Origin of the sequence: Mycobacterium sp. SMC-21 (assembly GCF_045310825.1) — a bacterium.
Lineage (GTDB): Bacteria > Actinomycetota > Actinomycetes > Mycobacteriales > Mycobacteriaceae > Mycobacterium.
In genome coordinates this window covers 150,020-176,325 of the sequence record NZ_JBJIAO010000005.1, presented here as the reverse complement: position 1 = coordinate 176,325, position 26,306 = coordinate 150,020, and the positions used below count along the sequence as shown (strand labels likewise).

Annotated in this window: 22 protein-coding genes; 4 read left to right on the top strand and 18 right to left on the bottom strand. The window is 64.5% G+C overall.

Going from position 1 to position 26,306, the window contains the following annotated elements:
* Window positions 1-98: 98 nt before the first annotated feature.
* On the top strand, window positions 99-722 hold the full coding sequence (locus tag ACJH6H_RS07990) for a type 1 glutamine amidotransferase domain-containing protein (protein WP_244872542.1): 624 nt from the start codon (window positions 99-101) through the stop codon (window positions 720-722).
* A gap of 8 nt (window positions 723-730) precedes the next feature.
* Here ACJH6H_RS07990 and ACJH6H_RS07985 read toward each other — a convergent pair whose 3' ends face one another.
* Window positions 731-1,762 carry an aldo/keto reductase gene (locus tag ACJH6H_RS07985; protein ID WP_212811421.1) on the bottom strand — a complete coding sequence of 344 codons (1,032 nt, stop codon included), beginning with the start codon at window positions 1,760-1,762 and terminating at the stop codon, window positions 731-733.
* Between the two features lie 114 nt (window positions 1,763-1,876).
* The gene (locus tag ACJH6H_RS07980; RefSeq protein WP_212811422.1) at window positions 1,877-3,013 is read right to left on the bottom strand and encodes a YncE family protein; all 1,137 of its coding nucleotides are present in this window, start codon (window positions 3,011-3,013) and stop codon (window positions 1,877-1,879) included.
* Window positions 3,014-3,190: 177 nt separating this feature from the next.
* Between ACJH6H_RS07980 and ACJH6H_RS07975 the strand changes: the two genes are divergently transcribed.
* On the top strand, window positions 3,191-3,820 hold the full coding sequence (locus tag ACJH6H_RS07975; RefSeq protein ID WP_212811423.1) for a dihydrofolate reductase family protein: 630 nt from the start codon (window positions 3,191-3,193) through the stop codon (window positions 3,818-3,820).
* Between the two features lies 1 nt (window position 3,821).
* On the top strand, window positions 3,822-4,034 hold the full coding sequence (locus ACJH6H_RS07970) for a hypothetical protein (protein ID WP_064859155.1): 213 nt from the start codon (window positions 3,822-3,824) through the stop codon (window positions 4,032-4,034).
* 233 nt (window positions 4,035-4,267) lie between these two features.
* Here the strand turns inward: ACJH6H_RS07970 and ACJH6H_RS07965 are convergent, their stop codons facing one another.
* The 8 genes from ACJH6H_RS07965 to ACJH6H_RS07930 all read right to left on the bottom strand — a co-directional run bounded on the left by ACJH6H_RS07965 (window position 4,268) and on the right by ACJH6H_RS07930 (window position 10,402).
* Complete coding sequence (locus tag ACJH6H_RS07965) at window positions 4,268-5,128, bottom strand: SDR family NAD(P)-dependent oxidoreductase (protein WP_212811424.1); 861 nt, start codon at window positions 5,126-5,128, stop codon at window positions 4,268-4,270.
* 31 nt (window positions 5,129-5,159) lie between these two features.
* Window positions 5,160-5,951, bottom strand: a complete 792-nt coding sequence (locus ACJH6H_RS07960) for an SDR family NAD(P)-dependent oxidoreductase (RefSeq protein ID WP_061010194.1) — start codon at window positions 5,949-5,951, stop codon at window positions 5,160-5,162.
* A gap of 80 nt (window positions 5,952-6,031) precedes the next feature.
* Window positions 6,032-6,610: a TetR/AcrR family transcriptional regulator gene (locus ACJH6H_RS07955; RefSeq protein WP_212811425.1), complete on the bottom strand. Its 579-nt coding sequence runs from the start codon at window positions 6,608-6,610 to the stop codon at window positions 6,032-6,034.
* 35 nt (window positions 6,611-6,645) lie between these two features.
* Window positions 6,646-6,957 carry an NIPSNAP family protein gene (locus ACJH6H_RS07950; RefSeq protein ID WP_212811426.1) on the bottom strand — a complete coding sequence of 104 codons (312 nt, stop codon included), beginning with the start codon at window positions 6,955-6,957 and terminating at the stop codon, window positions 6,646-6,648.
* A gap of 743 nt (window positions 6,958-7,700) precedes the next feature.
* Window positions 7,701-8,252 (bottom strand): DapH/DapD/GlmU-related protein, encoded by a 552-nt coding sequence (locus ACJH6H_RS07945; RefSeq protein ID WP_212811427.1) that lies wholly within the window; start codon window positions 8,250-8,252, stop codon window positions 7,701-7,703.
* 113 nt (window positions 8,253-8,365) lie between these two features.
* On the bottom strand, window positions 8,366-8,917 hold the full coding sequence (locus tag ACJH6H_RS07940) for a YaeQ family protein (protein WP_135356156.1): 552 nt from the start codon (window positions 8,915-8,917) through the stop codon (window positions 8,366-8,368).
* Window positions 8,918-9,428: 511 nt separating this feature from the next.
* The gene (locus ACJH6H_RS07935; RefSeq protein WP_212811428.1) at window positions 9,429-10,004 is read right to left on the bottom strand and encodes a zeta toxin family protein; all 576 of its coding nucleotides are present in this window, start codon (window positions 10,002-10,004) and stop codon (window positions 9,429-9,431) included.
* Window positions 10,001-10,402 carry a TA system antitoxin ParD family protein gene (locus ACJH6H_RS07930; protein WP_212811429.1) on the bottom strand — a complete coding sequence of 134 codons (402 nt, stop codon included), beginning with the start codon at window positions 10,400-10,402 and terminating at the stop codon, window positions 10,001-10,003. Before ACJH6H_RS07930 ends, ACJH6H_RS07935 begins: the two co-directional genes overlap by 4 nt.
* Window positions 10,403-10,511: 109 nt before the next feature.
* Between ACJH6H_RS07930 and ACJH6H_RS07925 the strand changes: the two genes are divergently transcribed.
* A complete protein-coding gene (locus ACJH6H_RS07925) occupies window positions 10,512-10,658 on the top strand; it encodes a hypothetical protein (protein WP_212811430.1) in 147 nt (48 codons plus the stop codon).
* A 166-nt stretch (window positions 10,659-10,824) separates the two neighbouring features.
* On the opposite strand, the gene ACJH6H_RS07920 is transcribed toward ACJH6H_RS07925, so the two are convergent.
* The 8 genes from ACJH6H_RS07920 to ACJH6H_RS07885 all read right to left on the bottom strand — a co-directional run bounded on the left by ACJH6H_RS07920 (window position 10,825) and on the right by ACJH6H_RS07885 (window position 26,135).
* Entirely contained in the window at window positions 10,825-13,434 is a 2,610-nt protein-coding gene (locus ACJH6H_RS07920) for a TrlF family AAA-like ATPase (protein ID WP_074304484.1), read from the bottom strand.
* 49 nt (window positions 13,435-13,483) lie between these two features.
* Complete coding sequence (gene brxL / locus ACJH6H_RS07915; protein WP_079676085.1) at window positions 13,484-15,541, bottom strand: protease Lon-related BREX system protein BrxL; 2,058 nt, start codon at window positions 15,539-15,541, stop codon at window positions 13,484-13,486.
* Window positions 15,538-17,871, bottom strand: coding sequence for a BREX-1 system phosphatase PglZ type B (gene pglZ / locus ACJH6H_RS07910; RefSeq protein ID WP_406774604.1), 2,334 nt, complete (start codon window positions 17,869-17,871; stop codon window positions 15,538-15,540). The genes brxL and pglZ overlap by 4 nt, the downstream gene beginning before the upstream one ends.
* Window positions 17,868-21,053: a hypothetical protein gene (locus tag ACJH6H_RS07905; protein WP_406774603.1), complete on the bottom strand. Its 3,186-nt coding sequence runs from the start codon at window positions 21,051-21,053 to the stop codon at window positions 17,868-17,870. Before ACJH6H_RS07905 ends, pglZ begins: the two co-directional genes overlap by 4 nt.
* Before the next feature lie 2 nt (window positions 21,054-21,055).
* Window positions 21,056-24,514: a BREX system P-loop protein BrxC gene (gene brxC, locus ACJH6H_RS07900; RefSeq protein WP_406774602.1), complete on the bottom strand. Its 3,459-nt coding sequence runs from the start codon at window positions 24,512-24,514 to the stop codon at window positions 21,056-21,058.
* Complete coding sequence (locus ACJH6H_RS07895; RefSeq protein ID WP_406774601.1) at window positions 24,511-25,068, bottom strand: BREX protein BrxB domain-containing protein; 558 nt, start codon at window positions 25,066-25,068, stop codon at window positions 24,511-24,513. The genes brxC and ACJH6H_RS07895 overlap by 4 nt, the downstream gene beginning before the upstream one ends.
* Window positions 25,065-25,820: a hypothetical protein gene (locus tag ACJH6H_RS07890; protein ID WP_406774600.1), complete on the bottom strand. Its 756-nt coding sequence runs from the start codon at window positions 25,818-25,820 to the stop codon at window positions 25,065-25,067. The genes ACJH6H_RS07895 and ACJH6H_RS07890 overlap by 4 nt, the downstream gene beginning before the upstream one ends.
* Window positions 25,821-25,946: 126 nt before the next feature.
* On the bottom strand, window positions 25,947-26,135 hold the full coding sequence (locus ACJH6H_RS07885) for a helix-turn-helix domain-containing protein (protein WP_070917645.1): 189 nt from the start codon (window positions 26,133-26,135) through the stop codon (window positions 25,947-25,949).
* Window positions 26,136-26,306: the final 171 nt, after the last annotated feature.

The window sequence follows — 26,306 nt, the reverse complement described above, 5'->3', positions numbered from 1 at the left end:
AGGTCCACGCTCATGCGCAGGCGGTTTCGGCCACGGCGTCCTCGGGTACCCAGCCGAGCGGTGCCGCCAGACGCGGCGGCGCAGGCAAGGAGTACACCATGCGCGCTGAGGAAGGCGATGAATCGATCGCTGAACTGGCTGACTACGCCGAGCAGGCCGAACAGAATCTGGACGAGAGTATTGCGCCGCTCGAGGGCAAGAAGGTGGCGATTCTTGCCACCAACGGCGTCGAGCGCCGAGAGCTGCAGGAGCCCCGAGATGCGGTACAGGCCGCGGGTGCCAGCACCGAATTGATCTCGCTGCAAGAAGGCTCCATCGACATGCGCGACAACGACCTGAAACCCGGTGGCACCGAGCCGGTGGAACGCCTGGTAGGTGACATCACGCCGGAGGACTTCGACGCGCTGCTCATTCCGGGCGGCACGGTGAACGCCGACAAACTGCGCGCCGACGACAAAGCGGTCAAGTTCGTCCACGACTTCGTCGAATCCGGCAAGCCGGTCGGCGTCATCTGTCACGGTCCGTGGACGCTGATCGACGCCGGCGTCGCCAAGGGCCGGACGCTGACGTCGTACCCCAGCCTTCGGATCGATCTGCAGAACGCCGGGGCGACAGTTGTCGACCGCGAGGTCGTCATCGACGGGAATCTGATCTCCAGTCGTGGCCCCGATGACCTACCGGCGTTCTCGTCGGCCGTTGTGGAAGCGCTCGCCGGCACCTGACATCAGGCTTACTGAGCGCTGTCGTCCGGCGAAGAGTCTCCGCTGGAACCGATCGCGGACATGTCGGCGTAGCGGGCCCCGGTCACTGCGTTACCCGCATCCCCGAGCGCGCTCACCTGCTCGGCGGTCAATGTGACCGACAGTGAGGCGAGGTTCTCGTCGACCCGTGCGGCGCGGCGCGTGCCCGGAATCGGCACCGCCGCAACGCCCAGGTCATCGGCGCGCTGACGCAGCCATGCCAACGCCACCTGTGCCGGCGTCGCTCCGACCGTGGCGGCGACCGACACCACGGCGTCAACGACCGCCTGATTGGCCTCCAGCGCTGATCCGGCGAAGCGCGGCATCGTGCGCCGGAAGTCGTTCTCGCCCATATCGGCCGCCGACCGCACGGAGCCCGTCAGGAAGCCGCGGCCCAGCGGAGAGAACGGAACAATACCCACGCCGAGCTCGGCAGCGGTGGGGACGATGACGGACTCGATGTCGCGCGTCCAGACCGACCACTCGCTCTGCAGCGCCGCGATCGGATGCACGGCATGGGCAGCCCGCAGTTCGGCCGCGCTGACCTCAGACAGCCCGAGGTGACGCACCTTGCCGGCCGCGACCAATTCGGCCATCGCGCCGACGGTCTCCTCGATCGGCACGGCTGGGTCGCGCCGGTGCAGGTAGTACAGGTCGATCACGTCGGTCTGCAAGCGCTGCAGGCTCTCGTCGATGCACTGACGTACGTAGGCCGCGTCGCCCCGCGGACTGATGCGACCCTGCGCGCGGCCGGCTGGGTTGCCCTGGATGCCGAACTTGGTGGCCAGCGTGACCTCGTCGCGGCGGCCGGCGAGCACACGAGCGATCAGCCGCTCGTTGTCCCCGTCTCCGTAGATGTTGGCGGTGTCGATAAAGGTCACCCCGGCGTCGATGGCGTGGTTCAGCGTCGCCAGTGATTCATCCTCATCGATGGCTCCGCCGTACACCGGTGTCAGCGCCATTCCTCCGAAACCCATTGCACTGGTGGCCAATTGGTCGCCGAGCACGACCGATTCGGGCATGTGTCATCCTCCTCCAGGTTCGATGGGCGTTCTAGGGTGCAACCTGAGGCATCGCGAATCTGTTCCGCGGATCGGCCGGCAACGGCGGGTGACAGCGAGCGAGAACCCCCGTCGCTATCGGCGTCGATTGAGAGTGTTGCGCAGTTGTTTGGCCAAATCCCGGTTCTCGATCGGCTTGCCGAGGTAGGGCGCTATCGCGCGCGCGATTCGCACCACCGCGAGAGGGCGCGGCGGGATCTTGTAGAAGTGGTTGCCGATGATCAGCCATCCGCCACCGTCGCCCGCGACGCCGCCGAGGATGTCGCCGACGAGGTCGGGCACGTCGGGGAAGTGGCGAACGTGGTCGCCGATCACGGACACCGAGTCGTCGCCGAGATTGGTGACATAGATCCGCTCTTCGTCGGGGCTGACCGCCAGAGCCCACGCATCTTCGCCTACCTCGAGCGTTTCGGTGACATCGTTGGTGGCGGCGTTGATCACCTGCAGTGAGCCGGGTCCGGGGTAGCCACGGTTGGTGATGTAGAGCCGGGCACCGTTGGGACTGACCGCAACGCCGATCGGTGAGTTACCGACAGGGATTGTCTCGGCGACGGTGTTCGTCGTCGCGTTGATCACCGAAACCGTTCCGATGGGAGCCGCGTTGGTGACGTAGACACGGGAACTGTTGGGGTTGACGGCGACACCGCTGGGCAAGTCTCCGACCTCAACGGTCTTGATCACCGTGTTGGTGGCGGTGTTGATCACCCACACGGAACCGTCCAGGTTCCAGTTCGTGACGTACGCGCGCGCACCGTTCGGACTGACCGCGACGCTGTGGGGATGTCCGTCGACGGGGATCGTTGCGGTGACCGTGTTGGTAGCCGTGTCGATCACCACGACGTCTCCGGACGTGGCCGGGTTGTGCGCCGCAGCGACATATGCACGGGCGCCGTTGGGAGTTAGCGCGATTCCGCCCGCGAAGTCACCGACGGGAATGTTCGCTGTGATGGTGTTGGTGGCGGTACTGATCACCGAGACCGTGCCGGCGTTCTCGATCGTGACGTAGGCACGTGTGCCGTCGGGGGAGATCGCCACCGAGTCGGGGAGGTCCCCGACGGGAATGGTGGTGGTGACCGTATTGGTCACGGTGCTGATGACCGAGACGGAGTCGCCGCCGCCGTTGAGGACGTAAGCGCGGCCACCATCGGGAGTAAGTGCTACCCGACTCGGGGAGCCGCCGACAGGGATGGTCTTGATGACTTCGAGCGCCATGGCTTGCCTTCCGGTCGAATCGAATTGACCTGACCCAGCGCCAGCCAAGCTACAACAGGGAGATGCGCTCGACACCCGAATGGCAATACTGCCGACGACGATGAGTTATCGGCGCCGCAGCGGTCTCAATGTAGACAAGGGCAATCGCATGAACCGATCGACGGAACGGAACTTGACGTGGCACGAACGAATCTCTCGATGTCGATCTCGGCCGACGGGTATGCCGCCGGGCCCGGTCAGAGCGAAGAGAATCCGCTAGGGGTGGGCGGGCTCGACCTCCATGATTGGCATATCGGTCCCAGCAGAGATCACCCCGTCAACCGGCAGGTGATGTCCGAGATGCTGGACGGCATGGGCGCAACCATCATGGGGCGCAACATGTTCGGACCGATTCGTGGGGAATGGGACGGCTCGGACTGGCAGGGCTGGTGGGGTGACACTCCGCCGTATCACTGCCCGGTCTTCGTGCTCACGCACCACGCCCACGACCCGATCGAGATGAAGGGCGGTACGACATTCCATTTCGTCACCGACGGCATCGAATCCGCGTACGCACAGGCGCAGGCGGCTGCCGGCGGGAAGGACATCTCGATCGCCGGCGGCGCATCGTGTGCACGCCAGGCGATCAAGGCGGGCTTGGTGGACGAGATCGACCTGCAAGTGTCGGCGGTCATCCTCGGTTCGGGGGAGCGCTTGTTCGACGGATTCCGGCCCGGCCTACCGAAGATGGAGCTCGTGCGGGTGCTGCAGGCCCCCGGCGTGGCTCATCTGCGCTACCACGTCACCCGATCACCTGAAGGAAGCTGAGATGTCGACATCGGAGTGGGAAGGCACCGTCGTCAAGAAATCCCGGGCGCTTCTCGACGGGGCGAATCTCTACCGGCGCCTGCGCATTCGGCGCGACGACGGGCAGACGATCACTGTGCGCGTCGACCGTGCGACGTGGAAGGAGCTATCCGTCGGGGACAGGGTGAGCAACACCGCGGGAGGGCGGTTCGTAAAAGACGTAGGTCGGGAGTGAGCGCCGCAGACGCGGTGAGTGTTTACCTGTGGCGGGCCGGGGGTAGCCGGTCGGAGTTCAAGCGTCTTTGCAATCACCACCGCGACGACGGGCGGACCAAGGTCGTCCTCAAACCGCCATGGCCGGCCGACCTCGCCGGACACCATCGAAGGAGGAGCCGGCGAGCACTCCCACCGATCACCCAGCACCTGTACGCAGCGGCTTCTGACTCATTCTGGCACCGACCTGATGCGTTACGCACCAAGCGGATTGAGCTGATCGGCGGTGGCGTCGTCGGCCGCGGTCGAGTTGCTCAGATCCGCGTACCGTTCGTCAGAGGCGAGCAGGTCGCGCCCGGCCGCGGTGGCGTACCGGTAGGCATCTGGGCCGACCAGCAAGCGAGCCGGCGGAGTGTCCATCTCGACGATGTCGAGCAACAGCGCCGCGACCTTTACCGGATCGCTGGCGCCGAGGTTGGCGGATTGGCTCAGCTGCGCCGCGGCTCCCACTGTGTCCCTGTACTCGTCGCGTACCGGGGCGATGCGCATCGACGAGCCCGACCAATCGGTACGCATGCCACCGGGCTCCAGCACCGTCACCTTGATGGCGAGCGGAGCGACCTCCTGTGCGAGGACCCCGGAGTAGCCGGTGACGGCCCACTTGGAGGACTGATAGGCAGCCAGGCCCGGCCGCGCCAAACGTCCACCGACGGAGGATATTTGGACGATATGGCCCGCACGCTGCCTCCGCATGATCGGAAGCACGGCCTGGGTGAGCCTTACGACGCCGAAGAAGTTCGTCTCGACCTGGGCGCGGAAGTCGTCGACGTCAACGTCTTCGACGGCAGCCATGTTGGCGTACCCGGCGTTGTTGACCAAAACGTCGAGGCGACCCCAGCGTTGGATTGCGGTGTCGATGGCACTGCGGACCTGCTCGTCGTCGGTGACGTCGAGCGGGACAACGGCCAGACGCTCAGGTTCACGGGCAGCGAGATCGTCGAGCGCTGATACCGAGCGAACACCCGCGACGACGTGATGCCCGGCTGCCAGCGCCGCTTCGGCGATGGCGCGCCCGAGACCGCGGGAAGCTCCGGAGATGAGGAAGACATGCGACATGACAGTGACCTTTCTTTGGCGACTGGTGGTTTCAGTTGACGTTGCGGATGGTGCCGCCGTCGACGCGGAGATCGGCACCGCTGATGTACGCGGCATGGGAGCTGGCGAGGAAGCAGACCGCGGCGGCGATCTCCTCAGGACGGCCGAGTCGGCCGATGTCGTTGGGGAACCATGTTGTGGCCGCGGCTTTTTCAATGTCTTCCCAGGAGGTTCCCCAGCCGTGCACGGCGCCGGCCTGCAGCACCATGGCCCGTGTGCTGTCGGTGAGGATGGCTCCGGGCGCGACGATGTTGGCGGTGACGCCGGTTCCGGACAACTCTCGGGCGAGCGAGACGGTCAAGTTGTGTCGCGCAGCCAACGTGGCGCTGTAGTGCGGCTGCTGGGCGACCGGTTGAACGGCGAGACCACCGCCGATCTGGATGACCCGGCCCCAGCCCCGTCGGCGCATGCCCGGGACAAGATGGTCGATCATCCGCACGACGGACACGACGTTGGTCTGGTGGATTCTCGCCCACTCGTGGGTGGTGAGTTCCGCCCAGGACGAACCGTCGTAGTCGCCGGCATTGTTGACCAGGATGTCGATCTCGCCCGCGGCATGCGCGACGGCTGCGGCGCCTTCGTCGGTCGAGAGGTCGCCGAGTACGGCGACCGCTTCACCGCCGTTGGCGCCGATCGCGGAAACGACCGCTTGCGTCCGGTCGGCGTCACGTCCGTGTACCACCACGGACGCGCCCTCTGCAGCCAGCATCTCAGCGATCGCGCGACCGAGACCCGCACTCGAACCGGTGACCAATGCGCGCTTGTGCCTCAATCCGAGCTCCACCCGGGTCCTCCTTGTCTACATCTGTATACCTTCGATGTATACGAACGTAGACTTAGGCGGGTTCATTCCTGTTTCGGAGTTCAGACTCGCGAACCGCCGATGAGCGCGGCGATGGCCGGCTCAAGCACCCTTTCGATGTCCGCGGGCTTGCTTTTGCGAAGCGCGCTCGTCCCGACCACGCCGCGCATCATGAGCATTCCGCTGATCAACGCGAGCAGGATCTCGCCGCGCAGATTCTGATCGGGCGAGTCGAGTTGTCGCGCCAGCCGGGCGCCAACGTGGCGTTCGATGGCGTCGCGCACGATCGTCGTGGCGACCGGGCTCGAGGCGGACCTCAGCATGATCATGAACGGTGGTGGCGCATCGTCGCCGGATCCGGTCCTCGCCACCAGGGCCCGGACAGTGTCAGCGACCAGATCGTCAGATCGCTCTCCGATGAAAGTGGGTGTGGCAAATGACGTTTCGACCGCCTCGGCGAACAGCCCTTCCTTCGAGCCGAAGTACCTGTTGACCAGCATGGCGGTCACGCCGGCGTCGTGCGCGATCTGGCGGACTCCCGCGCCGTCGTATCCGGCGCGGGCGAAATTCTCGATCGCCGAGCGCAGGATCGCCTCACGGGTAGCGGCCGCATTGCGCGTAGGCGAAGTGGATGTGGCCATGTGGGTATCTCCTCCCAGCGATGCACCAAGCATCGTTATTGAAGCGGGGAACTCGCGATCGGCTGCAGCGTTTGCGTGTGCGTCGCGACGATGAGCGACGTATCGAAATGCCGGTGGTCCTCGACGAAGTCATCGCTTGCGCGGTAACTCTCGGCGAGGCGGCGGGGATCGCCGCCCGCATAATCGACGAGTGCGATGACGCGAGGCTCACTTGACTCGAGGTCCGTCCAGACGCCGCGCACAGTGATGCCGTACTTGCGCAGCGTGCGAATGTGGCGAGGCCAGAAGTCCGAGACGTAACTCTCCAGCGCGGCGGCGTCAGTCAATGTGTAGGTTCGCAACTCCACGCGGCAAGTCTACAGTCGTAGATTCGGCTGGATGTCGTTCTCGCCGACGGGGTGCGCCGGACGCGGGGGCTCCGCGATCCAAACGACGCGATGCGCTTCTTTCGGCGTCGAGGATTGGAAGTCTCGATCTCGGGGAATAACGCAACGACAGCCGAGAGGGAGGCAAACATCACCATGAGATTGACAGCTGACACGAGCATCCGCCCGCAATCGCGAGCATCGTGGCGTAGGCACTCAGCCTGGATCGGCCTGATCGCCGGCGTCGCGGTACTTCCTCTCGCCACGGGATGCGGCACCGACGAAGGCAGCAAAACGACAACGACCAACTCGACGACTACCACCACGGTGACGACGACGCCGACGACCATGTCACCTACGACTTCGCCCGGCACCGGCACCGCCCCAGGCGGAGCCACGGGTGGTGGTGGCCCTGAAGGTGGCGGCGGTTCGATCCCGGGCGGCCCGACCGGCAGCGGGGGACCCGGTGGCGGGGGCGGCAGCGTGCCCGGTGGACCCACGGGTGGCGGCGGCCCGGGCGGCGGCGGTGGGTCAATTCCGGGCGGCCCGACGGGTGCTGGCGGTCCTGGTGGCGGAGGCGGCAGCATTCCTGGGGGGCCGTCCGGCGGCGGCGGTCCCGGCGGCGGTGGAGGCTGTGTGCCCGGCGTGGGGTGCGTCTCGGTTCCTTGATCCGAGGCGGATGTCAGCGCAGTCCCGGTACGCGAGCAGCGCTCCCGTACCGGGACTTACGCGAGAGCGCGTCGCTGTATGTGACCAGCGCTGCTGACGAGCGAGTTCGGCGGGACATCCGTCGCCACGACCGCGCCGGCGGCCACGACCGACCCTGAGCCGATCGTGACCCCAGGAGCGATGGTCGCGTTGGCCCCGATCCAGACATTTGTCCCGACATCGATCGGGGAGACCGTGATCCCGTCGAATCGGGCCGCCGGTTCGACGGGATGACCGGCGGTACAGAGGGTGACGCCCGGCCCGATCAATGTGCGGTCTCCGATTGTGATGCCGCCGAGGTCATAAAACGAGCAGTTCTGGTTGACGAAAACCCGGTCACCCAGACGCAAGTTGAGGCCGTAGTCGCAATAAAACGGCGGGTAGATCGTCGTGGTTTCCGGCAGCGACCGCCCCAGGATTTCGTTCAGCAATGCGTTGCGGCCATCCACATCCGAGTGCCGCAGCACATTCAGTCGCGACGTCAGGTCCATGACAAGCTGGACCCGTTCCACCACACGGCGCGATTCGTCGGTACCTCTGGGGATCAGCCGCGCGGTGTTCTTCTTCATATCTCGATCCTGGCACCGACCGCAGGCATCTCAGCGAGCGACGCGCCTTGTTGCCGAACTTGGCAACTGACTTCGCCGGCGGGCGGAAAGCGTTGCACGGCAACCGAAATCCTTCACTCCAATGGCTCGGGGGTGAAGGTCACGTCGACTCCGCCAACGGTCATCGTCACCTGACCTTCGATCACCATCACCTGTGCCGAGACCCGTCGATCGACGCTTTGGACCAGTTGCTGCACCGACTCGTGCGGTATCTGCAGCACCGACAGGTTCGCCAGCCCCGCCACTTTGGGACCGACGGTTCGCCACCAGGTGGCCACGCCGGCGGCGAACGGGTAGAGCAGCACCTGGTCGGCCTGGCTGGCCGCCTTACCCAAGACGCGTTCGTCGGGCTGGCCGACGTTGATCCATTCCAGGATCCGGCCGGTGTAGTCGGCGAGCCGCAAGTCCGGTACGCCAGGGGTGGACAGGCCCGGCCCGAACGCCAACTCGCCGTCGACGTCGCTGAGTCGGTGTGCACGAAGCCCAAAAGCCAACAACCGCACGACCATCCGCTCATCGGTCTCACTGGGATGGCGGGCCACCGTCAACGCGTGGTCGGCGTAGTAACCGTGGTCGACATCGGAGACGCCGAGTTCAACTTTGAATACTGTTGCAGAAAGGGCCACGTCATAGTGTCCACCCGGCCGGCACCTGCCTTGCAGTCGGGCCGCCGTCAATTCGAATTGCCATAGGGGAGAAGTGGCGACTCCGCGCTAGCCGACTGGCGGTTGTGAGCCATTCGGCCCGTACGGGCCGTTCTGGCTATTTCCGCCGCCGCCCCCGGAAGCGCCGCTACCACTCTGTTCGGGTGGGGTGGCGATGACGTTGGCGTTTCCTGGCGCCTGGCAAACGGTGGCACTGCCTTCATCCGCACACGGAGCGGACCCGCCATCTGCGTAAGCGACCGGCGCGAGTACTACCGCGGCGGCCGCACCAGCGGCGACGAGCATCGACGTGATCGAGATGTTCGACAACATGAGTTCTCCTGTGGTGGCTGCGCATTCGTTGCCGCAAAGAGCCGAACCAAAATATTCATGCCGCTTCCGGAGCGGTCAGGGCTCTGCGGCTTTCTCCTGTAGTGGCTACCCGTGCCCGCCCGACAACAAACGTGGTGGCGACGGCCCGAGCTGCGCCGAGCTACGGCCAGCGACTACGCAGCTGTTCCGGAGTCCACGACGGCCATCGGGGCGTGTCGACGCTCAGTCCGCCACTCATCTGCGCCACGATCTGCGGTCCACTGGCCGCGGAATTGTCGTAAACCGCTGCGCTGTCGACGCGAACGATCGCTGCAGCCACCAATGTCCACAGCCGGCGATACCGTTCCCGGATCTTCTCCTCGGGCACATCGTGGCCACCGGCGGCAACCCGGTAGCGGACGCGGTGAACGGCCAAGTTCTCCGGGATCAGCACAATGTGCAACACCACGACGTACCCCGCATGACGGGCCGCATCGATCAGCTCCAGCTTGGAGGGGTGCGAGAACACTGTCTCGGCGATGAATGAACGCCCCTGCTCGATCAACGCTTCCCGCGTCGCCGCGGCGATCCGCGCGGCCTCGTAGGCGTGGCCCAAAGCGTCGGTAGGCCAGCGCTGTTTGGCGATCTCATCCGCGTTGACGAACACGCTGCTCGGTAGCAGCGGAGCCAGCGTGAGTTCGACGAACGTCGATTTTCCGGCACCGTTCGAGCCGACGACGAGGTCCAGGCGTTTCACCGACGCAGCGAGTGCACCGCACCAACCACGGACTCGGTGCCGTCCGGGCGATGCTCGACGATCTGGCCGTCCTCATCCAATGCCACCGTGGTGATCCCACGCGAGGCGAGCACGGCACCGTAATCGGTGCGGGCCAGACTCTCCTCGATCGCCGCGGAAACCTCGGCATTGAACACCACGCCTTCTTCGGTGTTGAGAACGGCGATGTCGATCTGACCGGCGAGGGCAGCCTCCACCCTGCGTCGTGAAGCGGTGTGCTGGGTCGATACAGCGCGGCCCACCCGCGCCCAATGGTCGAGTTGCTGCTTGGCGGAGCGACTCTGCCGGGCACCCTCGGCGGCCGCGGCCTCGAACAGGTCAGCGGACACCCGGGTGACCCGATCGGCGACTTCGGACATGACCCACCTCCCGTGTAGCATGTTGCTACCACCGTAGCAGATTGCTACTATACGGCGTCATTTTTCCAGGGCACCGCCGGCAGAAGGGCCAGAGGCGGACAATTGCTCCATGTCCGCTGCGTTCTGGATCGTCGTTGCAGTGCTTGCCGTCGGGACTATCGCCGGCGGGTTGTTGCGGATTCGAACCTGGTTACAGCAGCCAGCCCCGCCCGAAGCGATCGAGGCCGCACACCGTCACGACGACGAAAACGACTAGCAGCGTGAACCGAACACATACGTAGGGCCGTGTTGGGTGACAACGAATCTGAGACTATTGACAACATCTTGAGACTCGCCACCTCGAAGATCAAATACTCACGGATCGTGAACAGGGACAGATGATTTGAGACTTTGTTCATCGGGTCTGCCTTTTGGGCTGCCTGTCAGAACCCGTACAGGTGCTGCCTGGCGTTGAATGCCGCCGGTCCACCCTCGAGGATCGATTCCGCGAGCGCACGGATGGTGGCGTCGTCGAGCGATCCAATGCCGCCTTCCACTGGCTTGCCGTTCTGACCGCTGCCCTCCAAAGCGACGATGAGTTCCGCATCGCCGAGGACCGGAACATTCGCGTTGTGTGTGCTCGCGATGATCTGGCGCTTGCCCTTAAGTTCGCGGAGGTTCTTGACGATCCCGTCGTACACGAACCTGTTATCGAGATCGTCCTCGGGTTGATCAATGACGAGTGGTGCACGTGATGCTCCGAGCAGGAGCAGCAGGAGGGCGGTGGCCCGCTGCCCCTTGGATAGGTCGTCCATCTTCTTGAATTCCCGTGTGCCCGTTCCCGCCCCGATGTCGAGCTGCACTTCCACCGCATTCCCGACCGACAGCTCCTCGATCTGGCGGAAGAGAGCTTCCCCGGCATCGACCACTCCGCGGGCCTGCGCACCACGGATCGAGAACTTGGCTGTGAGTTCAGCCTCACCCTTGCGGGCAGCCTCAACGAACGCACGGGTCGAAAAGCCTTCAGCGTCAACGGCTGCCATGATCTGCGTCCGTTGCCCGCTGACCGCGTCTTCGATCAGCGACTTGATGTGGCGACGGTCCTGGGCCGCGATTGGCTTCACGATGACGACGCCACCTGTTGCTGCGTTCGCAGTTCGGATCGCATCGTGCAGGGCTTCCACCCGCTTGTTCTCGTGCTCAGCGAGTTCCTGGAGAAGTGTCTTGCGGGAAGCGACCAGTTCCTTGATGTTGGCGTCGATGCTGGCCCGCCGAGGCTCCTTGGCCTTGAGGTCTTCAAGCGCCTTCGTCGTCGTCAGGTACTTGTCGGGCTCAAGCCCGTCTTGAACGAGCTTCCGCAGCACCTCTGCGTGATCGTCGCGCTGCTCGCGGACAGCATTCGTCCAAGCGATTTCGGCCGAGGCGATCGCAACGTCGGCAGCTGCGATGGCTGCTTCGGCCTGAGTCGCGAGGGCCTTTAGTATCTCCGCCAACGTGTTCGTCGCAGATCGAACGAGTCGGAGAGTTTCCGCTTGTGGCGATTCTTCAAGCCCGTCGTAGGACGCGCCGAGCTTCGCCATCAGCTGTGTGTCCGTCAGCCCCGTGAGGGTCGACTTTGCGTCGGCAACGCGCGAGTGTCCTTCGGAGAACACCGCCTCGTCTTGGTTCATCCGCGTGACCTCACTCAACCGAGTAGGCACGTCGGTCTCCTGAAACTGGCGCACTTGCTCTTCCAAGCGCGGGATGTCGGCGAGTTCTTCCTCGAGTTCGGCCTTGTCCTTCTCCGCGCGCGCGAGCTTCTCGCGGCTTTCCTTCAACGTTGCCAGCGTCGCGTTGTGCTCGGCAGTCAGGTCTCCGTTGCCTTGAAAACGGTGGAGCATACTGGCGACTTTCGCGCTGTCGCTTGTCAATTCCGCCAGCTCATGTTGTCCGAAGATCTCGACGTCGCCGATCACGTCAGCCGGTTGAAGGCTGGTGACCGTACCACTGGAGTCCTTGACGACCGGAGTGTTGTGGACAGACCGCTCGATCGTGAATGCCTGGATCATCGGCGAGGTCGCCTCCACAGCGAGTTTCACGACGGTCCCTGCCCGAAGCACACCGCTGACGATCGCGTCGTGGTCTGCCTTGGCTGAGGCGCCAATCGGCGTCAGCCCGAGAACGTAGCGAAGGCTCTCGATGGCGGTGGACTTCCCCGTTCCTCGCCCACCGATCAACGCGGTCAGATCCGGCGAGAGCGGGATCGTGACGCCGTCCAGGAAGCCGCCGACCCACGATATTTCCTTCAAGAGAGGGCGAGTCTCTCCTTTGGGGTCAGCGAGAGCGATCCGGGTTTCGGGGGTACGGACCGCGATCTTGAGGCTCTCGACGGTCAGGGTGCTCACTTTGAACCAGGTGGAGCCACCCTCTGTCTCCAGAGCATCTGGGTGGGAGATGTCGTCGGCGTGAATGACTGCGAGTGGGTGCCGGCGGTCGAACGGCTTGCGGCGTTCGATGATGGCTTCCTGCTCCTGCGCAGCAGCCACGCTGGGTGTGATCCCCAAGGCATGGAGCTGTGGATGGTTGATCAGCTTTGCGAGTGGATTGCCCTGCCGGCCCGTAAGCATTCCGCTGTTCGCCACGTTGGCGTGCGCAGGAATGACCAGCGCACCGCGATCCGACATCTTCTCCAAGATGTCCTCGAAAGGCTGCCCGACGGTGCCGTTGTTGCACCCTGGGGTGACACCGCACGCACCGATGGCCGCGTTCACATCGGCAGCAGCGGTTCCGGACTCGAAGATGACGAGCAGATGGAAGCCTTCAGCCGTATTTGCCTCGAACCCAGGCAAGGCAACGACTCCGCGAGCCGTCGCGTCTTGAATGAGTCCACGGGCCGTGTCGACCGCCCAGTGATCGGTAATCGCGATGAGTTCGATGCCAAGCTCGTCACATTTATCGAGAAGCGCCTTGTTGTAGTCAGCCTCCGAGGCGAACCTGGTTGAGGGCGAGTTTCGCCCCTGGTACGCGTAGGGGTTGACCTGCAGAGCGGCGCGAACCCAATGAGCTCCGGGCATCAGATCGCCCGCTCAGTCGGACGCAGGAATGCCCAGACCACCTGCTGGCTCATTCGTCGAGCGCCTTCACGAGGGCATCTTGCGCGTCGCTGTAGAAGATGAATGAAACCCTCGTCGCGACCTCGTCACTGACGTCGAGGAGTTGGCGGCGGGCAGACACCGGGAGCAAGAGGGCTGTGGCCCCCTTCTCCATCGCGTGCTCGGCAAGTTGCGCGGCATTGTGAACGGTCTCGACGCCGCCGCCCAGCGACAGGTTTCCGACGGCGATCAGCCCGCCGCGGACCGACCGCTGGAGCATTGCGGAGGTGAGAGCCAGCAGAATCGGGAGCCCGAGGCCGGCACCGGTCTTGGCAGCGTCGAGGGCTCGGATCTGAGCAGTGAGATTGTGCTCGCGTGGGTCGCGGTCACCCACGAGTTGTCTCGCCTGGGCGATGAGGTTCTGCTCGGCGACCTTGAAGCTCTCGCGGAGAGTCGCGGGCGCGGCTTGGTTGAGCAGACCACGCGCGCCCGAGCCGGGCGTGTCCGCCGCCTCGATCCGGTAAAGCCCTGGGCCGACGTCGCCGTCGCTCTCGGAAATCGCCCACACTTGGCCGGGCGGTAGCGGATCGAGACCAATCGAGTCTGGGCTCGCCAGCTCGGGCGTCGAGACGAACTGCTCGACTCCCTCACCAAGGCGGTAGCCGAACTGTGTGTTCCGGAACTCGGCGGCACCGATACGCCGCTGCTGCTCCTTGACTCGACGGCGGCATTCCAAGGCAATGCGAACGGCCCATTCGAGGTCCTCGTCGCATATGGCGGCCTCGGCATCGGGGTAGAGCAGTTTGAGCAACCCGTCGACGGTCTTGTTGACGGCCGAGAGGTCACGACCTGACAGCGCGTCCGAGTAGTTCACGCGGCCCTGAATGGCCGAGAGCCGTGACTGGTCGCGCAGGCGCGACCAGCACTCGGAGAGAAAGTCGCTCACAAGCCCGAAGTGATGGGTGAAGTACGTCGGGTTGAGCTTCGGGACATCCCATCCGGGCAGGTAAGCGTGGATGCGGTCCATGAACGCGGTGTCGTCGCGCATCTCCGGCGGCAGGGGTGAGAGCAAGTGGCCGATGCGCTGCTGATGAGCAACATCGACGTCGAAGTTGCCGACCAACACGATCGAGCCGTCAGCACGGATGGACTCACGACCACGGGAGAACTCGCCGGACTCCATGTAGCCCTTCATGATATTGACGCCGTCCTTCTGATCGAAGGAGACGCCGGATACTTCGTCAAAGCAGACCACGTCGTACTGCGCGACGAGGCCGCGCTGCCCAGTTGCGTTGTTCACGAACATCCGGGCGACGGTCGCTTTACCGCCCGAGATCAGGTGCGCGTACGGCGACACCTGCTGGAATAGGTGCGACTTACCCGTACCTCGCGGCCCCAGTTCGACCATGTTGAAGTTTCGCTGCACAAACGGGACCATTCGTAGCAAAAGCACGTTCTGCTCGCGTTCGCTCAACTGCGCAGGCTCGAAGCCCACCGACCGGAGCAGAAGGTGCTTCCACCGCTCGGTCGTGAACCGCGACCGTCCTTCAGCCAGTCGTGATAGCGAGTCGCGAGTTGAGAGCTGGATGGGGCGCAGCGACCCGATGGCGAAGGGCTTTCCGTTGTTCTCCTCAGCGATCGCGGCGTCGTAGGAGAGGTCGACTTCGGCGTAGAAGCCGCCAGTGAGCATGCGTTCGTTGTCCCTGACGACGGCGTCGTCGATCCTGACATCGCGCAGCGCGAGGCTCGGCAGCTCGGCGAGGTAAGCATTCGACTTCGCGTCGAGTCGGGCCTTGACTAGATCGATGAGCTTGACAGTCATGCGCTCGCGAGCGCGTGACTTGAACAGTTCCTCCTCGCCGGCCCGCACGGTGCGGTCGGCGAGCAGACGGCGTACAACCTGGAGGCCCTCTTCGATTTCCTCAGGATCGGTCGTGGCACAGTATCGCCCAATGAGGAACTCGCCCACGTACGTCGGGACGGGATACGCCCCCTTGAACTGTTGCGCTAGATCCTTGCGAACGACGTAGCCCTCGAACACCGAGGCCGCTGTCTCGTCGATCTCATCGAGCGTGATCGCCACAGTCATTCCGCGCCTCCCACCGTAGTTTGTGCTTGGGCTAGAACCCCACCGCTCTGGTCAAGAAGCACGACCCACGCGGCCGCCCCACCGGGAGCCTGTTCTTCATCGACGAGAATTTTGATCTCGCCCGGTTCTGTGGCCGATTTCGGACCACCGACGGTGCTCGACGCATCGGCTGGGCGGAGTCGGATTTCGGCGACGATATCGGCCTCGGCGGGGACGTAGTCGACGCGGCAGCGGTGGCCAGTCCACCGGATGGCATCAACTTGGACGGGCGCAACGGCCGTGTCGCCGCGCGTCACCGTGACGACGGGAATCACACACTCCTGCAGGCTCAAGCCACCGTGCTCGTAGAGGCAACCCGCCTCGAACGCCGCAGTTCCCGGTGCACTCACCATGTCGACGGACGAATCCCATGTCCAGGGCAGCGTCGGGAAATCCGGACGCGCCGCCGCCGCCTTCAACCGGGCCACACGCGGTTTGCGCGCCGCATCACCTTCCGTGACTTGTAGGGGGAGAGCGACCTTCTGTGCTGGCTTGCCAGGCAAGAGGAACCCGTGGTCAGTGACAATGACGACCGTTTGCCACCCCGCGTCGAGCAACCCGCGAACGCGCTCGGCGACGAGGTCCAACTGCTGGTCGACGAGGTCTGCAAGCGCATGTCCGTGGGAATGACCAAGCGAGTCAATCGAATTCGTCTGCGTCCATGCTTTTCCGGTCGGATCTCCGACCTCGGCGGCGTCCCACTCGAGGAACTGAACACCTGCGCTCACCAGTGCCGAACGCAGGACCGCGCCCTTGAGGGATCGACCTTGGTCGTCAGCCGCATCGAAGGCGGTGCCGCCGCCCGTGGCGATCGCGATAGGGGCGACCGCTGGCTGCCCAGTCGGTGTCACGCTGGGGAACGCGGCAAACCGCGTCTCGACAGAGACGACGAGCGGTGACAACCGCCGAGTCACTCGGGAGGCCAGGTCGAAGCGCAGCGCGTCGACGTAGACGACGGCAGTCCCCACGCTGATACCGAGGCCGATCTGCCCGGGATAGCTGGTCATCGCCGCGATCTGGAAGGCCCGCGCGGACTCATCGATCCAAGGGTCGTAGAGCGCACTGAGCGCAATCGAGACTGCGGCCCGGTCCTGCGCCGTCTTGGCCGACGCAATCGCCCGCAAAGCGAGGTCGTCGATCGCGTGGCCTTCATCGCCATACCAGGCGACCTGAGACTTGAGATCTGTCGCTGTTGATGCGGTCAGCACACGACCCGCTAGTTCGGCGAGGTGCCCGACAGCCCGCGCCAACGGCGCCTGCCCGAGGGCGGCCCAGACGTTGTCCTCCCTCGCCGAGTGTGCGGCAACGAGTTCGACGATCCGGCGCTTCGGGTCCGGGTCAGCCGCCAGCCCACCTAATGCGATCCGCAACGCCTCCTCCTGGTCGCGATTCCATGACGGCCACGAATCGGCATGGGGGTCCGTGTCTCCGAAGAGCGGCACGACCGAGGGGCGCGCTTGATCGAGTAGTTCGGGGATGTTCGGATAGCGGGCGGGGTTCTCGGCGAACCGCTGCCAGACGGCACTCCACTCGCCGGTCCTGCTTCCAAGCTTGCTGGCTGCGGTGAGCGGACCGTCCTTCTCGGGGCTGAACCCGTAGACGGATTTGCAGGAAGCGTTGAGTGCCTGCCATCGCGCGCCTTCGAGCGAGGCCCGAACCACGTCCGGGTCATTCATCCATTCGAGCAGGGTGCGTACCGCGTCATCGAGCACGAGGTGGTGGAGGCGCGACGAGTCGAGGCGCCCCATGCGCTTGAGGTCATCGATGTCCTCGAAAAGAAACTTGTCCAGCACTTGCGCAAATGCAGTTCTCGTCGCGGCGTCGCCAGCGAGGTCTAGCCCTGCACCCTGTCTTGATGCGAGGAACGAGTGCGGTGTCCACGGCGCCTGACCGAGCGCAGACGGCCACCAGTTGGAGCGGATTGAGATCTCCGCAAGCGGCGCAAGCGTGTCATCGAGGGCAGATGCTTCGACTACAGAACTGCGGCTGACACCGGGTAGATAGATCACCCACGGGTTGCGCTCACCGTGCTCCGCTAGGTGAGTCGGAAGGTTGGCTGACTCAGGCGATGCGAGAACGGCTCGAAGCCAGAGTGCGGGTCCTTGAGCACGTGCGGGATCGTATTCGCCGAGAACGAGAATAGGCGCTACCTCCTGGAGACCGCGGATCACAGGCTCCCACGCGCGCTCGGGGTCGGCCCACAGCACAGCCGCGGGGGCAGAGATCGCCCCCGCGTTGAAGGCCGCCGCATCACGGAGCGCTTCGGCAACCACGGCACGGACGAGCGTCATTCAGTCGCCTCCGCGGCTCTCCGGGCTGCGCGGCGCTCATCGAGTGTCGGGTGCAGATCGTTGTGGCGCTCGGATCCGTCGGGATTCGTTCCGCGATCTTTCTTCCAATGCACATTGACCTTCGACCGGAGTACCCCGGCGGTCACGAAAGGTCGGATGTTGAGGCGGACACCGTCGTCAAGGTCTGGCTCCCAGCCGATCGGTTGCTCGGCCATGGGCTTCCACCGCACGTACACGTCGTAGGGCGGCGCACCTTCGAGGATGAGCTTGAGCCTGTGCTGGAGTTCCTCGGCTGCTGCGAGTCGAGCGTCAGCGCCAGCCCGTTCCGCCCGAGTCTCATGCTTCTGCCGGTCGATCCATGCGCCGAGCGACGTGAAGGTCAGCTTCTCCAGCGTCCGCCGGTCGAGCTTGTGGTAGTTGACGATCGCCGAGAACCCATCCTCGCGGCCATCCCAGATGTGCCAGAGGAATGGTCGGTTGTCGAAGACCTTCACATGCTGAGCGAAAAAGGTAGCGCGGAGCCAGTCGTCGAGCTTGCCATTCTTGCCGCCCGCCTGGACGACCAACTGTCGTTCGTGGGCGCTAGACCAGCCACCGCCGTGAACGACCGAAAGTACCTCCCGCAACCGCGTGACAAGGTCGGATTCGCCGGGTAGCGAGACCAGCGCCGCGATGCCGTCAGCGTCCACCAATTCATCGAAGGCAGTTGAATCCTGCCCGGGCCAGCGGTATCCAAGTAGTCCAGCGAGCGCAACCTGGAGAGGATAGTTCGAATCGACGGTATCGCCGGAGAACGTCCACTGGGTCGGATCACTTACGTTGCGCACGAGAGTCGTACCGGCCTCTTCAGCGATGCGGCGCCAGTGGTCGCGATCAAATGGAACTTTGATCAAGTAGCCCGGATTGACGACAACCTTGGAGTTCACCCGGCGTACCGCGTCCGCGTACTCCGGTGATTGCAAATAGCACCAGACTGCGCGCAAGTCGTCCGGATTCGACGGTATGACTGGGGCTGAGGCGTCATTGAACATCTCGCCGTCGTACAGCGTTACGCGCAGGCTTGACTGGCCGACGAGCACCCCTCGCTTGCCAAGTACTGATGATGGGTTGTAGTTGTGCGCTCGGGATGACTGAAGCGCACCATCACCGGAATCCCAGCGAAGCAAGTACTGCCGTCCGGTAGTAGGTCCAGTTTCTGAAGGCGCGGTAACGTACTTCTCCCACACTGAGGGGTCGCCGGTGACCTCCCAGAAGTGAAGGACATACCGCGAGGTATCCATCGTGACGAGCCCCTGCCAGCTCGTGGCGTAACTCGACAAGAGGCTCTTGCCCAGAGTGCTTGCGTCAAGTATTGACCCGGGGTTCTTGCGTAGGTCGTCAAATGTCACCAGATCGATGTCGCCGGCCCGCAACACTTCTGATTTCGCCTTGGTCGAGGAGGACTGCCGCGCGTCGACGAACATCATCTCCTTCGGACGCGCAGCGGAGATCAACACCAACGCCGATTGGACGACTTGGCCAGTGATCGTTTGGAACGCGCCAGCGCCGAGCGGCGCAACCGCATTCCAGCCCGAGCGATGCAAGAGATGCACGCGCAGCGGACCGAACGACTTCAGGAAAAGCCAGTTCATCGGCATGACAGCAGCGATCGTTCCGGTCGAGTCCGGTAGGAAACGCTCCAGCATCGCCGTCGCGAGCTCCGTTCCCGAGCGCGGAAACCGGTCTGATATGAACTCGGCGGTCGATTCATCCATACGCTGCGTGCTCAGGTATGGCGGATTGGTGGCGACGAGCGTGTAATTGCGACCAAGGAGACCGGCAGCGTGCATCACGTCGTCGGCCGCATGCCCAAGGACAGTTGCGTCTTGACTCTCGTTGCGGAGCGCCGTCGAGAGGAGTTCACGCACTCGGTCGGCAGATACACCGACACTCAAGTCACGACCGAAGAGGCCGTCGCGATTGGCTGTGGGCCGTGGGTCGATGAGCGAACCCAAGCTGTCTGCGTTTCGGAAAAGCGTGTGTAGCCCGCGCATGGCTTTGCGGAGTTCCCCGTCGTCTGCAGCCAAGCCTTCCCAATCTTGGCGCACCCCGTGGACCGGCACGCCAGAGCAAGCGATCTGCGGAGCGGGAAGTTCACGGAACCCACCCTGCTTCCACGCTTCAAGCGCGACGTTGAAGGTTGCGATCTGGGTGCATCGTGGATCGAGTTCGAGGCCGTGGAGGTTGTCGCGAAGGACCGCATCCTGCGCATCGGCCGACGTGAGACCCTCCTCCTCGGCGCGCATGCGCCAGAGCATTCCGAACATGGCAACGAGGAAGTGGCCAGAACCGCAGCAGGGGTCCATCACCGTCACGTCAGCTGCACATTCGGGCCACTCACTGAACGAGCCGGCGGCAGGTGCACCGTCCTCATCGAGTCGGAGGTACTCCCACGAATCAACGAGCGGTGACTCGGGGTGACGGGCTGCCCACCAAGCGCCGAGAGAGTTCTCCAGCAGGAAGCGCACCATGTAGTTCTCGGTGAACAACTGCGTCACGGGCGAGATGTCGGCACCGCCGATCTTGACGCCGGAGTCGTTGACTCTTTTCTTCTCGGCCGTCTGCCAGAACTGGTAGACCCAGCCGAGAGCATCCTCCGTCGTGAACACCTCCGCCGGAATCTCCAGCAACAGTCGCTCCAGTGTGTTCCGGTGTTCGGCCGCGAACCCCACCTGGACTGCAGGATCGGTGAGGCGGAACACACCGGGCAGGATTTCGGATGCGAAGCGAGCGGCAACAGCCCACGCGTCGGGCTCGCCGAGGTCAGATGCGAGATCGCCGCAATCCTCCAAAGACAATGGGATGGCTCGGTACTCGGGATGCCGCAGGAGTCCGTTTACTTCCAGGAAGCGTGCGAACAGCAACCGGTGCCACTGCTCATAGGCGACGTCGTGAACGAGGTTCGTCAAGGGCACACCCGCGCGCGAGGTGTCATCGCCGAGTTGGCGAGCCTTGTCGCGAAGTGCAAGGCGAAGCTTGTTCTGCTGTTCGCTTAGGTATGCGGGCCGGCTCGGCTCGCTGACCGCGAGTGCGCGCAATGCGTCTTCGGCTGCGCGTTGTGCCGCCTCGCGGGCACGTTGCGTCTGGGTGTCAAGGAAGCGCCGTTGTTCAGAGTTGAGGACAGTGATCGTTTCGGTGGTCATGGTCAGCCCTTCACCACGACAGTGTCGTTGCCGCTGTTCAGAGCGTCGAGAAGCTGACTGCGCAGGTCATCGATGAACCGTTCGATCTCGTCCACGTTGTTCAGGCTCGCCGTCGACACCCGCACCGTGGTTGTCTTGGCTGCAGGCGTCGTGAGTCGGATCGCCGCCTCCAGCGCCCGAGAGGACCGCTGTGGGATTGCGTCTAGTTCAGCGGTCCACCCCTGGAGCGGCCGGGCCTGCGCGGCCACCAGAACGGCCGACGGATCGGCAAGGTTGGGCTCGGGCTCGGCTCCGAGGTGGTGTTCCGCCAGGAGCGCCTCGCGCTGCGCCTCGTCGAGAGCCGTCCACGCGGGCTGCTGTGCGAGGCTCGCCACAGCCGTCGCGCGGGCATCACGCAACGCAACTGCTGCTTCGTGGATGGCATCGCGAAGTGTGTCGGCGAGGTCCTTGACGATCGGGGCGACGGGGTCGGCGTCGGCGAGTAGATCGCGGCTCGCGGCCAGCGCGTCGAGCCGGTCACGGGCCGCCGACGCCGGCACCAGGCCCGCAGCCGACGTCGCAAGCGAACGCGCCAACTCGAGCGAGGGTGTCCGGCTCTTGAGCCTCCGTTCCAGGTCCCCCAGCCGCTCGTTGAAGCTCGTCAGGTCACTCTTCGCAGCGAGAAGGGCGTGCACACGGTCGTTGCCCGAGGTGCTCACGATCACCTGGATGTTGCCTGGGACAGCGATGTCCGGGCGCGGAGCGGGTCCGCTTACGTCCTTCGCGCGGTCGACGAGCGACTTGACGGCCTGCTCGACCGCTGAGACGAGCCCATCGTTGTCGGTCGAAAAGCCGAGGTTGCTCAGCAGCTGGCGCGCCTGAATCTTCTCAGCGGGCTTGAGAACTGTCACTTCACGACGAAGCTGCACATTGCCGAGACGGGTTTGCTTCAGTACGTCGGCAGTAGTCGCGTCGCTTCCGTTGAGCGTCGCTCGAATCACCCCGGTGTCGAGGAGCACCCCGAGGGCGGCCATGAGCGCGTCCCTCGGCCAGCCGAGGGGCTTCGAGGTGACGGCCTTTTCGACGTCACTAGCTGCAGTCCCCGCTGGGCCGATGCGATTGAGTACCTCCTTGACGACGCGGTGCTGCTCAGGGTCGCCGTCGTATTGGACTGCTTTGAGGGCGTCCACCGCCGATCCGGACTTCACCCGGGCGATGACTTGCGGCCACCGGTTGTCGTCAGCCTCGGTGAACCGTGGGAAGAGCCGTGTCGCAGCGGCCTGCGCGCCTGCCTCGATCCCCTCGCGCAGGGTGACTCCGCTTGGTGTCGTCCCGCCGCCAAGTAGAACGTTCGCCTTGGAGATGACATCGCGGACGTATGCGTTCACCTGGTCTGTCGCCCGGTTGAGGCGCGTCTGCATTGCGCTCCGGGCCTGCCTGCCCTCGTCGTCCTGCGGAATTCCTTGCTGGTCGATCACCCGTTGCGCAGCGAGCTTGTTGCGGACCGCTGCGGCGAAGGCGGGAGCCTGGAGACGGGGGAGGTGAACGAGGACGATCGGCGAGTCGACGCCGAGGCTTCGGGCGGCCTCGTCGAACTGCTTCGCGGTGATACCTTCGTCCCACTCGGAGCGCAGCCACACTGGGATCGCCTCGGAGTCCGGCGGGAGCGACGGGTCGGCGTGAAGGGCGAGCTTGCGCGACTCCTTGGCGCGACCCTGCTGGATAGTCGCGGGCAGAGCCCGATTGACCTCCGCGAGCAGCAGGGAGTCGCGCTCGGTGCTCACCTCGCTGTCGGTCACTTGCGCGTGGTGCCTGCGGAAAGCTTCGTCCCACTCGCGGCCCGCCTTGGTCTGAAGACGGAACTCCTCGCCGTCCTGTTGAAGAATGCCCTCTGCGGCGAGCGCTTCGAGCACTGTGGGGACTTTCTGCCGGAGTCGGTCCCCGTCGTGGGCAAGGTCTTCGACTAACAGATCCACGAGGTGGTCTGCCGTGGCGCGCACGCCAATGTCGCCGTGCCCGGACGTCGGCAGCAGACCGATGAGGTGGATGAGGCCGAGGATGCGCCCCCGCAGGTCGTCCTTCTGTCCCTGCTCGTGGATCAGCGTCTGCGTCTCCTTGAGGAGCAGCCCTGCGCCGTTCAAGTCTTCGTTTTTCTGTGTGTAGAGGAAGTCGGCACCGACCGCCGTGCCGACGGATTCAGGAGCGACCATGCGGTTCGCCTCGTGGACGATGCGGAGCTGGGAACGCAATTGCCCGGCGCGGCCGGCGTCGGCCTGGCGGAGCACGCTTTCCCAGAACCGACGACGCACCGGGAGCAGCGGGTAGTCTTCGGCGAGGTCCTTGTCGTCAGCGGCGGTGTGCTGGATCTTGCTGCCGATGAGCTGCCGGGAAATCTGCCCGGCGACCGACGCCAACGTGGTGTCGAGACCGGACTTCTTCGCGGGCTCCTTGCTGAGCAGCACACGGCGGACGACGGCGTCGACGTCCTGGTTCTTGAGGACGACCTTGACGGTGAAGCGGTCCTGGATCTTCTGGAGCGTCGAGTCGGCCGTCAACTCTTGCTGGCCCGTTGCCACGAGTAGTACCCGACCGTCGAGTTCGCGAGACACCGACTCGACGAGGTTTTGAACCTCCATAGCTCGGCCGCCGTCGCCGCTGATGTACTGCTGCACCTCGTCGAGGACGATCAGCGACGGCGGAATGTGTCCGTCGCCGGCGTATTGAAGGATCTTCTTGAGTAGTTCGACCGTCTCATCCGTGGAGAATGAGCGTGCGCTCGTCGGGAACTGGCTGCTCAGCTGGCCGCGCACATCCTTCGCCGAGCTCGCAAACTCCGGATCGACCGCGAGGATGGCGTTCGCCAGCTGCCTGCTGAGGTGATACTCGGCCAGTTCCTCGATGATGTCGCCGCCATCGGCCACGATGTGCTCGCGGACAGCGTCAAGGTGCCCGTTGTCGGCCAGCCACAATGCCACTTGAGCGGGCGCGACACGCGTGGGCAGCCCAGCTGCCCCGAGGACGATGGAGAGAAACACCGAGTTGAGGGTGTCGCCGCTGCGGTCAAGCGCTCCTGCGGCCGCCCACGGGGCGGCGCCATCTCGGCGGCCGAGCGTCGTCAGCTCGGTCAATTGGTCTTGGATGCCTTGCGAGGTGTTGGCCAGCCCTCGCGCAGTCGCGCCGTTCGGGAACTTCGTGTCGGCCCACAGGTGCTGCAGAACGCGGACTAGGTGGGACTTACCGCTGCCGTAGAACCCCGAAACCCAGACAGCAGGCTGTGTCGTTCGGTTCCGGTGACCGGTGTAGGAGTCGAGGATGCGCTGGAGACCGTGCTCATACTCGCCCTCGCAGACAAAGCTTTCCAATTCGTACTTGAGGACATCCCACTGGTTGGAGTCTTCGGGACGGTCGACATTGGTGACACCGTCGTTCGGAATTTCGAAGCTCAGCGGGGGCCGCACGAAAAGATCGTTGTTGATCGTCACGAGATGTCCTTCTGCGGATCGATGACGCGGGCGCGGTAGTTGAACCCGTCGCGCGCGTCGAGCAAGCGGAATGAATGAGTCTCCGAGTCGTGAAGCCCAGGAAAGAGAACGAGGAGGCGGCCAGTCACAGCGGAATCGACGGACTTGATCACGCTCGATGCCCGGAGGAACGGATAGATCGAACCGATCCCCACCAGTGCCACGACGGCATTCGTGGGAGCCGCTTCGAGGGCATCGCGGATGCGCGTGACCAATGTCGTCTCGAACTGGTCGAGGATCGACTGCGTGAGATCGCTCGGCTCCTCGTAGAACGCCTCCGCATGCCGATGCGAAGACAGCCAGCGCCCAAAGTCATCGCTGACGTCAACGACGAGCCAGTCGCGGCCCGCCTGGGTTGTCGTCAACTCCATGCTCGGAAGAGCGTGCCGCATCCGGCGTTCCAGGTCAGGCGGGTAGACCAGCATCCAGACGCGCTCACCGCCTGAGACGTTGTCCTGCCACGTTAGGGACAACTCGGCTTTGTACGCATCGACAAGATCGGCGACTGGGCTCATCCAGCACCACCTACGGCGGGGAACGATACATCGATGACGTTGCCTGCGACGAGGAGGTCGACGAGTCCCTGGGTGTGCGCGTCCCGCAGCGCCTCCAAGGAGTGGCCATGTGCGAGTTCGAGGATCTGCGACCAAGGGTTGTCGAGAACGCCGAGGCCACGCCCGCCGGCGAGGTGCCCCAGGTATGCCGCGTAGGCGATGGCCGCCGGGCGGGCTTCCACTTCGGTCCGCACCTTCTTGGCGCGACCCGCGAGGTGGCCGGTCTGGGTCCAGCAAGCCCCGGTGTTGCGACCAGTCTTCGCCAGCGTCGACGCCGACATTTCGTGGCCGAACTGTCCGGCAACAGCTTCGGTTAGGTCTGCCGACGTCACGCTCGAACCCGCAGGGAGGTCCGAAATCGCGGCGAACGAAGCGCGAAGCACCTCGTCACGGGTGAAGGCCAGAAGCCCCGCAAGGAGCGAGCGCGACGAGGGGTCGATGTTCCAGAAGTGCCGCAGCGCCGCGAACTCCGAGCGGCCAGGGTCTAAGAAGTACAGCTCGCGGAGATGGCGGAACGAACGCTGCCGACCGGCCTGAGTTGGACGGCCGAGGACGTTGCCTTCTACGACCGCCTCGCGGTACCGCTCGGCGGGCGCATCCGACGGCACCTCGCGCAGAAGCTCAACCAGGTGGGGGATGCCGATCGTATGGCTCGCAGTTGTCCGCAGCGTGCCGAGGACTGAATCGCTCTCAGCGATACGGGAACTCGTCATCTCTCGGTATTTCTCCTTCCCCACACGCACACGGCGCCATCAGTCCACAGCTCCGCATCTCGACTGCCCGATGCGATGCACTCCATCCCGGGTGTCATTGCAGCAGGAGCCACTGACATTGAGCAGTCATGAGACGCCTTCCCCCGCCGCACCGCCACGGCGCACCCAGTCGTCGATCTCGCTTGCTTGGAACTTCCAGAGGCGCCCAACCTTGTGGGCCGGCATGGCTTTCTCAGCGATCCAGGTGTACACGGTGTCCTTGGTGATCCCGAGGTGTGCGGCGATGTCGTCTGCGGACAGCCACGGCTCAGCCACGTCGATCCTCCCTCGGACAGCGTGACCCGGGCAGGTCAACGGCCTCAGAGCTTATCGGAGGTCGGGCCGTTTTAACTGGGTTTTTCCGGGCGTGGCCTAATCGAGCCGGGTGTGACTGGGTGGGTTACACCGCAACGGACGAGAAGCCGATGAAGTCCACGGACCAGGAGC

What these genes read in the sequence shown, in the direction of transcription:
- ACJH6H_RS07990 (WP_244872542.1), top strand. Translation starts at nt 99, where the DNA reads ATGCGCGCTGAGGAAGGCGATGAATCGATCGCTGAACTGGCTGACTAC.
- ACJH6H_RS07985 (WP_212811421.1), bottom strand. Translation starts at nt 1,762, where the DNA reads ATGCCCGAATCGGTCGTGCTCGGCGACCAATTGGCCACCAGTGCAATG.
- ACJH6H_RS07980 (WP_212811422.1), bottom strand. Translation starts at nt 3,013, where the DNA reads ATGGCGCTCGAAGTCATCAAGACCATCCCTGTCGGCGGCTCCCCGAGT.
- ACJH6H_RS07970 (WP_064859155.1), top strand. Translation starts at nt 3,822, where the DNA reads ATGTCGACATCGGAGTGGGAAGGCACCGTCGTCAAGAAATCCCGGGCG.
- ACJH6H_RS07965 (WP_212811424.1), bottom strand. Translation starts at nt 5,128, where the DNA reads ATGTCGCATGTCTTCCTCATCTCCGGAGCTTCCCGCGGTCTCGGGCGC.
- ACJH6H_RS07955 (WP_212811425.1), bottom strand. Translation starts at nt 6,610, where the DNA reads ATGGCCACATCCACTTCGCCTACGCGCAATGCGGCCGCTACCCGTGAG.
- ACJH6H_RS07945 (WP_212811427.1), bottom strand. Translation starts at nt 8,252, where the DNA reads ATGAAGAAGAACACCGCGCGGCTGATCCCCAGAGGTACCGACGAATCG.
- ACJH6H_RS07930 (WP_212811429.1), bottom strand. Translation starts at nt 10,402, where the DNA reads ATGTCCGAAGTCGCCGATCGGGTCACCCGGGTGTCCGCTGACCTGTTC.
- ACJH6H_RS07925 (WP_212811430.1), top strand. Translation starts at nt 10,512, where the DNA reads ATGTCCGCTGCGTTCTGGATCGTCGTTGCAGTGCTTGCCGTCGGGACT.
- ACJH6H_RS07920 (WP_074304484.1), bottom strand. Translation starts at nt 13,434, where the DNA reads ATGCCCGGAGCTCATTGGGTTCGCGCCGCTCTGCAGGTCAACCCCTAC.
- brxL (WP_079676085.1), bottom strand. Translation starts at nt 15,541, where the DNA reads ATGACTGTGGCGATCACGCTCGATGAGATCGACGAGACAGCGGCCTCG.
- pglZ (WP_406774604.1), bottom strand. Translation starts at nt 17,871, where the DNA reads ATGACGCTCGTCCGTGCCGTGGTTGCCGAAGCGCTCCGTGATGCGGCG.
- ACJH6H_RS07905 (WP_406774603.1), bottom strand. Translation starts at nt 21,053, where the DNA reads ATGACCACCGAAACGATCACTGTCCTCAACTCTGAACAACGGCGCTTC.
- ACJH6H_RS07895 (WP_406774601.1), bottom strand. Translation starts at nt 25,068, where the DNA reads ATGAGCCCAGTCGCCGATCTTGTCGATGCGTACAAAGCCGAGTTGTCC.
- ACJH6H_RS07890 (WP_406774600.1), bottom strand. Translation starts at nt 25,820, where the DNA reads ATGACGAGTTCCCGTATCGCTGAGAGCGATTCAGTCCTCGGCACGCTG.